Origin of the sequence: Aurantiacibacter gilvus, from assembly GCF_038289935.1 — a bacterium.
GTDB lineage: Bacteria > Pseudomonadota > Alphaproteobacteria > Sphingomonadales > Sphingomonadaceae > Alteraurantiacibacter > Alteraurantiacibacter gilvus.
On the sequence record NZ_JBBYHV010000001.1, the window covers coordinates 1165617 to 1177516 of the forward strand.

General features: G+C 63.2%; 15 protein-coding genes. All 15 read left to right on the top strand.

The annotated features are described in order from the left end of the window. The first annotated feature begins 27 nt into the window (after positions 1-27). The 15 genes from AAEO60_RS05720 to nuoK all read left to right on the top strand — a co-directional run bounded on the left by AAEO60_RS05720 (position 28) and on the right by nuoK (position 11900). A complete protein-coding gene (locus AAEO60_RS05720) occupies positions 28-1362 on the top strand; it encodes an SMP-30/gluconolactonase/LRE family protein (RefSeq protein ID WP_341672680.1) in 1335 nt (444 codons plus the stop codon). Between the two features lie 79 nt (positions 1363-1441). After that, complete coding sequence (gene ndhC / locus AAEO60_RS05725; protein ID WP_341672681.1) at positions 1442-1822, top strand: NADH-quinone oxidoreductase subunit A; 381 nt, start codon at positions 1442-1444, stop codon at positions 1820-1822. Then, positions 1813-2358: a NuoB/complex I 20 kDa subunit family protein gene (locus tag AAEO60_RS05730; protein ID WP_341672682.1), complete on the top strand. Its 546-nt coding sequence runs from the start codon at positions 1813-1815 to the stop codon at positions 2356-2358. The genes ndhC and AAEO60_RS05730 overlap by 10 nt, the downstream gene beginning before the upstream one ends. Continuing rightward, a complete protein-coding gene (locus AAEO60_RS05735) occupies positions 2355-3107 on the top strand; it encodes an NADH-quinone oxidoreductase subunit C (protein WP_341672683.1) in 753 nt (250 codons plus the stop codon). The genes AAEO60_RS05730 and AAEO60_RS05735 overlap by 4 nt, the downstream gene beginning before the upstream one ends. Next, on the top strand, positions 3104-4318 hold the full coding sequence (locus tag AAEO60_RS05740; protein ID WP_341672684.1) for an NADH-quinone oxidoreductase subunit D: 1215 nt from the start codon (positions 3104-3106) through the stop codon (positions 4316-4318). The genes AAEO60_RS05735 and AAEO60_RS05740 overlap by 4 nt, the downstream gene beginning before the upstream one ends. Beyond that, entirely contained in the window at positions 4315-4533 is a 219-nt protein-coding gene (locus tag AAEO60_RS05745; protein WP_341672685.1) for a hypothetical protein, read from the top strand. The genes AAEO60_RS05740 and AAEO60_RS05745 overlap by 4 nt, the downstream gene beginning before the upstream one ends. After that, on the top strand, positions 4520-5188 hold the full coding sequence (gene nuoE, locus AAEO60_RS05750; protein WP_341672686.1) for an NADH-quinone oxidoreductase subunit NuoE: 669 nt from the start codon (positions 4520-4522) through the stop codon (positions 5186-5188). The genes AAEO60_RS05745 and nuoE overlap by 14 nt, the downstream gene beginning before the upstream one ends. Then, the gene (locus AAEO60_RS05755) at positions 5188-5343 is read left to right on the top strand and encodes a hypothetical protein (RefSeq protein ID WP_341672687.1); all 156 of its coding nucleotides are present in this window, start codon (positions 5188-5190) and stop codon (positions 5341-5343) included. The genes nuoE and AAEO60_RS05755 overlap by 1 nt, the downstream gene beginning before the upstream one ends. Continuing rightward, positions 5333-6625, top strand: a complete 1293-nt coding sequence (nuoF, locus tag AAEO60_RS05760) for an NADH-quinone oxidoreductase subunit NuoF (RefSeq protein ID WP_341672688.1) — start codon at positions 5333-5335, stop codon at positions 6623-6625. The genes AAEO60_RS05755 and nuoF overlap by 11 nt, the downstream gene beginning before the upstream one ends. Beyond that, a complete protein-coding gene (locus AAEO60_RS05765; RefSeq protein ID WP_341672689.1) occupies positions 6622-7434 on the top strand; it encodes a hypothetical protein in 813 nt (270 codons plus the stop codon). The genes nuoF and AAEO60_RS05765 overlap by 4 nt, the downstream gene beginning before the upstream one ends. Next, positions 7434-9422 carry an NADH-quinone oxidoreductase subunit NuoG gene (nuoG, locus tag AAEO60_RS05770; protein WP_341672690.1) on the top strand — a complete coding sequence of 663 codons (1989 nt, stop codon included), beginning with the start codon at positions 7434-7436 and terminating at the stop codon, positions 9420-9422. Before AAEO60_RS05765 ends, nuoG begins: the two co-directional genes overlap by 1 nt. Positions 9423-9436: 14 nt before the next feature. Then, positions 9437-10480 carry an NADH-quinone oxidoreductase subunit NuoH gene (gene nuoH, locus AAEO60_RS05775; protein ID WP_341673550.1) on the top strand — a complete coding sequence of 348 codons (1044 nt, stop codon included), beginning with the start codon at positions 9437-9439 and terminating at the stop codon, positions 10478-10480. Continuing rightward, a complete protein-coding gene (nuoI, locus tag AAEO60_RS05780; protein ID WP_269101161.1) occupies positions 10477-10962 on the top strand; it encodes an NADH-quinone oxidoreductase subunit NuoI in 486 nt (161 codons plus the stop codon). The genes nuoH and nuoI overlap by 4 nt, the downstream gene beginning before the upstream one ends. Before the next feature lie 18 nt (positions 10963-10980). Next, a complete protein-coding gene (locus tag AAEO60_RS05785) occupies positions 10981-11598 on the top strand; it encodes an NADH-quinone oxidoreductase subunit J (RefSeq protein WP_341672691.1) in 618 nt (205 codons plus the stop codon). Continuing rightward, positions 11595-11900 (top strand): NADH-quinone oxidoreductase subunit NuoK, encoded by a 306-nt coding sequence (gene nuoK, locus AAEO60_RS05790; RefSeq protein WP_341672692.1) that lies wholly within the window; start codon positions 11595-11597, stop codon positions 11898-11900. The genes AAEO60_RS05785 and nuoK overlap by 4 nt, the downstream gene beginning before the upstream one ends.

Sequence of the window (11900 nt, forward strand, 5' to 3'; positions counted from 1 at the left end):
GCGGGCTATCTAGGTGGTGAAGTCGAAATGCGCAAGATTGTGCAGTGCAGCATAATGGCCATCACGGCCCTGACGCTGGCAGGATGCCAGACGCCGGAGAACCCGTTCCAGACCATGGCGGAGCCGGCACCTGTCAATACCGCAGCACCGCCGCCGCCCTCGCGCCCGCCGCAACCATGGCGACCCGTCGATGCCGCGACGGGGCAGATCACCGCCGTCGATGCCTTGCAGAACCTGACGGCCGAGTTTCCCAACTCGTCCTCGGTCCGCCTGCGGCTGCTCAACGCACACCTTGCGGAGGAAGATACCGGCCGCGCCCTGTCGGTGGCGCAGGTACTGGTGCAAGATGGCTATGCCTTTACTCCCGGTGCGCTCGAATACCTGCAAGGCCTGGTGCAGACCGCTGTTGTCCCGGCGTGGATCGCCGCCGCACGGATCAACGCCGAGCCCATCGCAGCCAGCGAGGTGGTGGCCGAAGTTCCGGCAACAGTCCTGCTCCCCGAATCCGTACTGCACGATCCAGCTACGGACCGTTTCCTTGTCACCTCCATCGTTTCTCGCGGCCTGTTCGTCCGCGAAGGCGAGGGTGAGTGGCGGCAGGTCGACATTCCCGCCGCGGGCAGTCTTGCCGGAATCGCGATTGACCAGCGGCGCGGTCTGATCTGGCTGGGGTCCGGGGTGGTCGAGCAGACCCCCGATCCGGATAGCGCCTTCCGCGGCATGATCGCTCTCGATCGCACAACACTTGAAGTCCGCCGCCGCGTTCCCGCACCGGCAGGTGTGACGATTTCCGATATCGCCGTGGGGCCCGACGGCACCGTATTCGGCAGCGATCCTGTCGGAGGAGGAGTCTACACTGCCTCCATGCAAGACGCGTCCATGACTGCGCTGATCGCGCCCGGAACCTTCCGTTCGCCGCAAGGGCTGGCGGTGCGGCCGGACGGTCGCTCGCTGTTCGTCAGCGACTATCGCTACGGCATCGCCGTCGTCACCTTGCCCTCGCGGCAGGTCTACCGGCTGCAGATGGAGGAGCACGCCCTGCTCGACGGTGTCGACGGGCTGTGGCTCTACGGCAACGAGCTGGTCGCCATGCAGAACGGTCTCGGACCGATGCGCCTGATTGCTATCACCCTTGGCGGCGGCCCCGCCAGCGCCGCCAGCTACCGCGTGATAGAGCGCAACCACCCGGGCTGGACCGAACCGCTCGGCGGCGCGATCAGCGGCAATGCGCTCGTCTATATCGGCACCGGCCAGTGGGAGCTTTTCGGGGAGGGCGGGGCGCTTGCCGAAGGCCTCGAGCCGCAACCAACAGCGATCCATCGCGTGCCATTGGTGGAAAGCGAGGCGGAATCTCTGGAATAGGGCCATTTGACTGCCTTGCATCGCCGCAAGGCATTGCCTAGACGCGCCCTCGCAACCTCCAGCAACTGTCGAGTCTGTCTTGGCCGAACTAGATCTCACCCAATACCTGCCGATCCTGCTGTTCATTGCGATCGCGGCAGGTCTTTCGGCGGCATTCGTCTTCCTGCCCATGGGCGTTTCGCGGCTTACCGGCTCGCATAAGCCGACCACGGACAAGCTGACCGAGTACGAATGCGGTTTCCCCGCGTTCGAGGACCCGCGCAGCCAGTTCGACGTGCGATTCTACCTCGTCGCGATCCTGTTCATCGTGTTCGACCTTGAAGCGGCTTTCCTGTTCCCCTGGGCGGTGTCGCTCGACCTGACGGGCTGGCCGGGCTGGATTACCATGATGATTTTCCTGGGCGAACTGGCCATAGGCCTCGCCTATGCGTGGAAGAAGGGAGCTCTGGAATGGGAGTAGACGGCCTTCCGACCGCACAGCCGGGCGAAGTGAAACAGCCCGACGCTGAGTATTTCAACGCCTTGCAAACCGAGGTGAACGACAAGGGTTTCCTCGTCACCAACACCGAGGACCTGTTCCAGTGGGCGCGCACCGGTTCGCTCTGGTGGATGACCTTCGGTCTCGCCTGCTGCGCCGTGGAGATGATTCACGTCAACATGCCGCGCTATGACATGGAGCGGTTCGGCGTCGCCCCGCGCGCCAGCCCGCGCCAGTCGGACGTGATGATCGTCGCCGGTACGCTGTGCAACAAGATGGCTCCGGCGCTACGCCGCGTCTACGACCAGATGTCGGAGCCCAAGTACGTGATTTCGATGGGCAGCTGCGCCAACGGCGGCGGCTACTATCATTATTCGTACTCGGTGGTGCGCGGCTGCGACCGCATCGTGCCGGTCGACATCTACATCCCCGGCTGCCCCCCTACGGCTGAAGCGCTGCTCTACGGCGTGATGCAGCTGCAACGGAAGATCCGCCGCAGCGGGACGATCGAACGATGAGCGTCGTACATTCCGCTCCCAAGTTCGCCACCAATGAAGGCGTGAAGGACGCGCTTTCCGCCGCGCTGGGCACCATGCTGGTGTCCGCGAAGGAAGAGCATGGCGAGATCGTGCTCACCGTGAAGCGCGAATCGATCGAAGACGCGCTGCGCCTGCTGCGCGACGAGCACGCCTACCAGCAGCTGATGGAAATGGCCGGTGTCGACTATCCGGGCCGCGCAGAGCGGTTCGAGGTGGTCTACATGCTGCTCAGCCTGACCAAGAACCACCGCGTGATGGTGAAGGTCACGACCGACGAGGATACCCCGGTGCCGACCGTTACCACGCTGTGGCCGGTCGCCGGTTGGCTCGAGCGCGAAGTGTTCGACATGTACGGCGTCACCTTCGACGGCAATACCGACCTGCGCCGCATCCTCACCGACTACGGCTTTGAAGGTCACCCGTTCCGCAAGGACTTCCCGCTGACCGGCTATACCGAACTGCGCTATTCCGAAGAGGAAAAGCGCGTGGTCTACGAGCCGGTGGAACTGGCGCAGGATTTCCGCAGCTTCGATTTCATGAGCCCGTGGGAAGGTGCCGATTACATCCTCCCGGGTGACGAAAAGGCCGAGGGCCCGCCCGAAGTGGACAAGCCCAAGACCACTGAGAGCGCCAAGCAGACCGGTGCAGGCGAGAAGACCGAAGAAAAGGCGGAGGAGGGCACCGACGCCGATCCGCCGGCAATGGAAGACAAGGAGGACGACAAGTGAGCGGCCTCGTACAGGAAACCTCGCCCACCACCGGTGACGAGGAAATCACCAACTACACCATCAACTTCGGTCCGCAGCACCCTGCCGCGCACGGCGTGCTGCGCATGGTGATGGAGCTCGACGGCGAGATCATCGAGCGCATCGATCCGCACATCGGGCTGCTCCACCGCGGCACCGAGAAGCTGATCGAGTACAAGACCTACCTGCAGGCGCTGCCGTACTTCGACCGGCTCGATTACTGTTCGCCGCTGGCGCAGGAGCACTCTTACGTGCTCGCCATCGAGAAGCTGCTGAATATCGAAGTGCCGGAACGGGCGCAGTACCTGCGTGTGCTGTTCGCCGAACTGACGCGCATCTGCAATCACATGCTCAACATCGGCGCCCACGTGATGGACGTCGGCGCGATGACGCCGAACCTGTGGGTGTTCGAGCTGCGCGAGGACTGTCTCAACTTCTTCGAGCGGGCCTCGGGCGCGCGCATGCACTCGGCCTGGTTCCGTCCCGGCGGCGTGCACCAGGACGTGCCGCTGAAATTGCTGACCGATATCGGCGACTGGGTCGATGGCCGCCTGCCCGAACTGTTCGGCGACGCGATGAGCCTGGTGCAGGACAACCGCATCTTCAAGCAGCGCAACGTCGACATCGCCGTGGTGAGCAAGGAAGACGCGATCACCTGGGGCTTCTCCGGCCCGATGATCCGCGCTGCTGGCGTGCCGTGGGACATCCGCAAGAGCCAGCCTTACGACGTCTATGACCGGATGGAGTTCGACATTCCCGTCGGCACCAATTCGGACTGCTACGACCGTTTCATGGTTCGCTGCGAGGAAGTCTACCAGTCGGCGCGCATCATCAAGCAGTGCCTTGCCGAGATGCCCGAAGGCCCGATCGCTTCCGACGACCGCAAGGTCTCGCCGCCCAAGCGCGCCGAGATGAAGCAGTCGATGGAAGCGCTGATCCACCACTTCAAGCTCTATACCGAGGGCTTCCACGTCCCCGCTGGCGAGGTCTACGTCGCGACCGAAAGCCCCAAGGGCGAGTTCGGCGTTTATCTTGTCTCGGACGGTTCCAACAAACCCTATCGCTGCAAGATCCGCCCGACGGCGTTTTCGCACCTGCAGGCGATGGATTTCATGTCGAAGGGCCACATGCTGCCCGATGCGACCGCCATCCTTGGTGCAATCGACGTGGTGTTCGGGGAGTGTGACCGGTGAGTATGCTGAGATTCTTAGAGCGAGCCACGCTCCTCCTTCTCGGAGCATTCGGGGCGGTTTCCGGCTTGCGGCTCATGGAAACGCCGAACCTCGAAAGCGCCATGGTCATTATCTTGACTTCTATGGGCATTGCACTGGTTGCATATGTGGTCACGCTGCGCGTGGTCCGTCCGCATCGCGAGAACGCTGCAGAGGTGAACAATGGCCGCCCGTAAGATCGCCGCCGATACGCCCGAACTGCGCGCGCAGTGGGGTGGTTGGACCTTCACGGACGAAAACCGTGAGAAGGCCGACTGGCACATCAAGAAGTATCCCGAAGGCCGCCAGAAGAGCGCGGTCATGCCGCTGCTCGACCTGGCCCAGCGCCAAGTTGGCGCGGAGACCCAGACGCAGGGCTGGCTGCCGCTGCCGGTGATCGAATATGTCGCCGACTACCTCGACATGCCGATCATCCGCGTGCTCGAAGTCGCGACCTTCTATACCATGTATAACCTTGAACCGGTGGGAAAATTCCACGTGCAGGTCTGCGGCACCACGCCGTGCATGCTGCGCGGTTCGGACGACCTGATTACGGCTTGCAAGAAGCGCGGGATGAAGGCTGGCCATGTCTCGGACGACGGCCTGTGGTCGTTCACCGAGGTCGAATGCATGGGCAATTGCGCCACGGCTCCGATGGTGCAGATCAACGACGACAACTACGAAGACCTGACCGCAGAACGGCTCGATGCCGTGCTCGACGCGCTGGCCGAGGGCAAGACGCCCAAGACCGGTACGCAGGAGCCCGGTCGCCACACCAGCGAACCCGCTGGCGGGCCGACCAGTCTGAAGGAAATGGTCGAAGCCAACCACGATTACCGGGGCGAGTGGTGATGGAACAGCTGATCCCCCTGCTGGTGGCGGTCGTGCTGATTGCGATCGCCTGGAAGGTGCTGAAGGGCATCGTCAAGACGGCGGCACTGGTCATTATCCTGGGCGCAGTCGCCTGGTTCGTATTCCTCGGTGGAGGCATGGCAAATGCTGGCTGACAAGGATCGCATCTTCACCAATGTCTACGGCTTCCAGTCCCCCGGACTGGCGGCTGCACAGGCGCGTGGTGACTGGGACAACACCAAGAAGCTGATGGAAGTCGGCCAGGACGAGATCATCGACGAGATCAAGGCCTCCGGCCTTCGTGGTCGCGGTGGTGCGGGCTTCCCGACCGGCATGAAGTGGTCCTTCATGCCCAAGGAAAGCAAGGATGGCCGCCCCAGCTTCCTCGTCATCAACGCCGACGAGAGCGAGCCGGGTTCGTGCAAGGACCGCGAGATCATCCGCCACGATCCGCACAAGCTGATCGAAGGCGCGCTGGTTGCCGGTTTCGCCATGCGGGCGCGCGCCGCCTACATTTACATTCGCGGCGAATACATCCGCGAGGCCGAGGCGCTGCAGCGCGCCATCGACGAAGCCTACGATGCGGGCCTGGTGGGCAACAATGCCAGCGGTTCGGGCTATGACTTCGACGTGTTCATGCACCGCGGCGCGGGTGCCTACATTTGCGGTGAAGAAACCGCGATGATCGAAAGCCTCGAAGGCAAGAAGGGGCAGCCGCGCCTGAAGCCGCCGTTCCCGGCGGGTGCTGGCCTCTACGGCTGCCCGACCACGGTGAACAACGTGGAATCTATCGCCGTGGTGCCCACCATCCTGCGCCGCGGGGCCGAATGGTTCGCCAGCTTCGGGCGTGAGAACAACAAGGGTACCAAGCTCTTCCAGATCAGCGGGCACGTGAACAAGCCCTGCGTGGTCGAAGAGGCGATGAGCATCACCTTCGAGGAGCTGATCGAGAAACACTGCGGCGGCATCCGCGGCGGTTGGGACAACCTGCTGGCCGTGATCCCCGGCGGCTCCTCCGTGCCGCTGGTACCGGGCGAGCAGATCCGCTCCGCCCATATGGACTTCGACGGGCTGAAGGAACTCGGCTCGGGCCTTGGTACCGCCGGTGTCATCGTGATGGACAAGTCGACCGACATCGTCCGCGCGATCAGCCGTATCTCCTATTTCTACAAGCACGAAAGCTGCGGCCAGTGCACACCCTGCCGCGAAGGCACGGGCTGGATGTGGCGCGTGATGAAGCGACTGGAAACGGGTGCGGCAGAGGTCGAGGAAATCGACATGCTCTACAACGTCACCAAGCAGGTGGAAGGCCACACGATCTGCGCCCTGGGTGACGCTGCCGCATGGCCGATCCAGGGCCTGCTCAAGCACTTCCGCCCCGAACTCGAACGCCGCATCGCCGAACGCGAAGCGGGCATGGCCGAGGCGGCCGAGTGATCCGCAAGGTCGCCTTGTATCTTCTGGGCGCGCTGGCGCTCAGCTTCGGTTCCGCGGCGCTGCCCGGAATCGGCGCTGCGCCTGCCGTTGCGCAGTCGGAAGACTACATGGCGCCCAATTCGCGTATCCGCCGTGATCGCCAGTTCCCCACCGAGCCGCAGACCTATTACGAGCGGCGCGAGCTGACCCGCGTTGGTCGCAGCCGTAGCCGGTCGATGATCGGTCAGTTCGGCCGTTGCATGTGGAACCGCTCCAACGAGGATTCGCTGGCCTTCCTCGACATGACCGATATGGGCTTCGTGAATTTCGGGCAGATCGGTTGGACGCGCGAACAGGTGAGCGACTATTTCCCGATCGACACCTGCCTCGATCGCGTCGCGCGCAACAACAACAGCGGCGTGCGGCTCAACTACACCGATGCCGGAATCCGCCAGTGGCTGATCGAGGCGGCCTATAACGATCTTTACCCCGATGGTCCTACCTGGCTCCAGCCCGGCTACGTCATGGCCGAGCGCGAATATCCCGTTTCGGCGGCCTATCCGCAGGTCCATGCATCGCTGAACTTCGCCGATTGCCTGGTGGCCGCCAATCCGGTCGACGCCGATTATTTCTACCGGACCGGGCAGGATTCCGAGGAGGAAAGCGCGGCCGTCCAACGGCTGATGCCGACCATCGGCGGCTGCCTTCCGCAAGGCCAGACTATCGACATTACCCCCTTCACCCTGCGTGTGTGGCTGGGGGAAGGGCTGTGGCACGCGGCGCGCAACAGTGTGCCCGCGCCCGACGTAACTTCCGAGGATGAGCAGTAATGCCCAAGGTCACCGTAGACGGACAGGAAATCGAAGTTCCCGCCGGCGCCACCGTGCTGCAGGCGTGTGAGCTGGCGGGCAAGGAAATCCCGCGTTTCTGTTACCACGAACGCTTAAGTATCGCCGGTAACTGCCGGATGTGCCTGGTGGAAGTGAAGCCGGGACCGCCCAAGCCGCAGGCCAGCTGTGCGCTGCCCGCGACCGAGGGCCAGGAAATCCGTACTGATAGCGAAATGGTCAAGAAGGCGCGCGAAGGGGTGATGGAGTTCCTCCTCATCAACCACCCGCTGGATTGCCCGATCTGCGACCAGGGCGGCGAATGCGACCTGCAGGACCAGGCCATGGCCTATGGTCGCGGCGGATCGCGCTATCACGAGAACAAGCGGGCGGTGACGTCCAAGAACATGGGCCCGCTGATCAAGACGATCATGACCCGCTGCATCCACTGCACCCGCTGCGTGCGCTTCTCCGAAGAGATCGCCGGCGTGGACGAAATCGGCGCGCTCTATCGCGGCGAGGACATGCAGATCACCACCTACCTCGAGCAGGCGGCCAAGCATGAGCTGTCGGCCAACGTGATCGACCTGTGCCCGGTCGGCGCGTTGACCAGCGGCCCCTACGCTTTCGAAAGCCGCCCGTGGGAGCTGAAGAAGACGCTGGGCATCGACGTGTCCGACGCGGTCGGCTCCAACATCCGCATCGACAGCCGCGGTCGTGAAGTGCTGCGCGTGCTGCCGCGGATCAACGATGACGTGAACGAGGAGTGGATCTCCGACAAGGCACGCTACCAGGTCGACGGCCTGACCCGCCGCCGTCTCGACAAGGTCTTCATCCGTCGGCGCGGCAAGCTGGAAGCTGCCAGCTGGGACGAGGCCTTCAAGAAGATCGCCGCCGCCAAGCCGGGCAAGTCGATTGCCGCCGTCGCCGGCGACATCGTCGACTGCGAGACCATGTTCGCGGCCAAGGCGTTGCTCAAGGCCAGCGGTTCGTCACTGATCGAGAGCCGCCAGACCGGCATGGACTACGACGTGTCCAACCTTGCCGCAGTCAACTTCAACTCCACCTTCGCCGGGATCGAGGAGGCTGATGCCATCCTGATCATCGGCAGCCACGTGCGCTGGGAAGCGCCGCTGGTGAACGTGCGCCTCCGCAAGGCCGCAAAGCGCGGAGCAAAGGTGTTCATCGTCGGGCCGGAGTGGGAAACCACCTATCCGGCGTCTTTCCTCGGCGCAGACCTGTCGGTGCTCGACAATCTGCCCGCAGAGGTCAACGATGCCTTCAAGGGCGCGGAAAAGCCTGCTGTCATCCTCGGTGCCGCCGGTTTCGGTGCCAAGGCGCATGGCAAGGCGCTGGCCGTGGCAGAGGCGCTGGGCGCCGAATTCAACGCGCTGCACATTTCGGCAGCCCGTATGGGTGCGCTGATGCTGGGCTTCGCGCAGAAGGGCGGCATTGCCGACCTCGTCGCCGCCAAGCCCAAGGTGGTCCTGGCACTCGGCGCGGACGAAGTGGACTGGAGCCAGTTCGGTGACAGCCTCAAGGTCTATATCGGCCACCATGGCGACAACGGCGCCCATGCTGCCGACATCATCCTGCCCGCCGCCGCCTATACCGAGAAACCCGGCACCTATGTGAATTCCGAAGGCCGCGTGCAGATGTCCGACAAGGCCGTCTTCGCTCCCGGCGATGCGCGTGAAGACTGGACCATCCTGCGCGCACTGGCCGATGCGCTGGGCGTCAAGGTTGGCTTCGACAGCTTTGACCAGCTGCGCGCCGCCATGACCGCCGAAGTGCCTGCACTGGGCGTCGAAGGCCTCGCCGATTACGGCAAGTTGTCCAGGGCTCCCAAGGACGCCAAGGCAAGCGGCAAGATCGGCCATGCGGTGAAAGACTTCTACCTGACCAACCCCATCGCCCGCGCCAGCACGGTGATGCAGCAATGTTCGGCTGAACTGCTGCACGGCGAGACGATGCAGGAGGCCGCAGAATGATCTCCGAGACCCTCATGGAATGGGGCATGATGGAAAGCTGGGCGCTGGTGCTCGGCTCCGTCATCGGCATCCTGTTGATCTCGCTGCCGCTGATGCTGGCCGTGGCCATGATCATCTACGTCGACCGCAAGGTGTGGGCGGCGATCAACCTGCGGCGCGGTCCCAACGTGGTCGGCCCGTTCGGCCTGCTGCAATCGTTCGCGGACGGTTTGAAGGTGTTCCTGCAGGAAACCATCATTCCCTCGGCATCCAACAAGGGCATTTTCATCCTTGCGCCGATCGTCACCTTTACCGTGGCGCTGCTGGCATGGGCGGTGATCCCCTTCGATGCCGAATGGGTGCTGTCGGACATCAACGTTGGCCTGCTCTACATCCTCGCGATCTCCTCGCTGAGCGTCTACGGCGTGACCATGGCGGGCTGGGCTTCGAACTCGAAGTACCCGTTCTTCTCCGCTATGCGCGCCGCCGCTCAGATGATTTCCTACGAAGTCTCCATCGGCTTCATCCTCGTTTGCGTCGTGCTCTACGCCGGCACCTTCAACCTCAGCGACATCGTGATGGCGCAGGAAGGCCACGGCTTCGGGATCGTCAACGGCTACTGGTTCAACCTGCTGCTGTTCCCGATGTGGGTGGTGTTCTTCATCTCCAGCCTCGCCGAAACGCAGCGTGTCCCGTTCGACCTGACCGAAGCGGAATCGGAGCTCGTTGCCGGTTACCAGACCGAATACTCGTCGATGGCCTTCGCGCTGTTCTGGCTGGGTGAATACGCCAACATCCTGCTGATGTGTTCGCTCAACACGCTGCTGTTCTTCGGTGGCTGGCTGCCGCCGCTGAACGTGGACTGGATCCCCTGGTTCGACATTCCGGGCATCGTGTGGTTCCTGCTGAAAACGTTCTTCTTCTTCTTCATGTTCAGCTGGGTGATGGCGACCGTCCCGCGCTACCGCTACGACCAGCTGATGCGGCTGGGCTGGAAGGTCTTCCTGCCAATGAGCCTGCTGTTCGTCGTCGCCATTTCTGGCTGGCTGATGCTTACCCGTTACGGAGGTGCGGCATGACCGTCGCCCAACTCGTCAAATCGTTCACCCTGTGGGAGTTCGTGAAGGCACATGCCCTCACGCTGAAGTACTTCTTCAAGCCCAAGGTGACGATCAACTACCCGTTCGAAAAGAACCCGCTCAGTCCGCGCTTCCGCGGCGAGCATGCGCTGCGCCGTTATCCCAACGGCGAGGAACGCTGCATCGCCTGCAAGCTGTGCGAGGCCGTCTGCCCGGCGCAGGCGATCACCATCGAGGCGGAACCGCGCGATGACGGCAGCCGCCGCACCACGCGTTACGACATCGACATGACCAAGTGCATCTACTGCGGCTTCTGCCAGGAAGCCTGTCCGGTGGATGCTATCGTCGAAGGGCCGAACTTCGAATATGCGACCGAAACGCGCGAGGAACTGCTCTACGACAAGGCGAAATTGCTGGCCAACGGGGACAAGTGGGAGCGGGCGATTGCCGCGAACCTTGAAGCCGATGCGCCGTATCGATAGGGGGCGCGCGAGCTTACGATGACCGTCTTCGCTTTCTATCTCTTCGCCGTCCTGATGCTCGGCTCCGCGGTGCTCGTGATCACCGCGCGCAACCCCGTGCATTCGGTGCTGTGGCTGATCCTGGCCTTCTTCAACGCTGCCGGCCTGATGGTGCTGGTGGGGGCAGAGTTCCTCGCCATGCTGCTGGTCGTGGTCTACGTCGGCGCCGTCGCGGTGCTGTTCCTGTTCGTCGTGATGATGCTCAACATCGACTTCGCCGAAATGCGCGCGGGCTTCATGAAGAACGCGCCAGTGGGGGTCGCCATCGCGATCATCCTGCTGGCCGAACTGGTGCTGGGCATTGGCGCCTACAAGGCGGGCAACCTGTCGCTCGGCACGCCGGATGGCAGCGCCGCTCCGCTGGTGGGCGAAAGCAACATCGAGTCCATCGGCGAGCTGCTCTACACCGATTACCTGTTCCTGTTCGAAACCGCGGGCATCATCCTGCTGGTCGCCATGATCGGCGCCATCGTGCTGACGCACCGCGAACAGCGCGCCCCGCGCGGCCACCAGGACATTTCCAAGCAGGTCAACCGCCGTCCGCAGGACGCGACCGAACTCAAGCAGCCCGGTATCGGGCAGGGGGTCGAGCTATGATCGGCGTCGAACACTATGTCGTGGTGAGCTCGATCCTGTTCGTGCTCGGCGTGCTGGGGATCTTCCTCAACCGCAAGAACGTGATCGTCATCCTGATGGCGATCGAGCTGATCCTGCTGGCGGTGAATATCAACCTGGTGGCCTTCAGCGCCTTCCTGGGTGACCTCACCGGACAGGTCTTCGCCATGTTCGTGCTGACCGTGGCTGCTGCCGAAGCGGCCATCGGCCTTGCCATCCTCGTCACTTACTTCCGTACCCGCGGCTCCATCGCTGTGGACGACGTCAACCGGATGAAGGGTTAG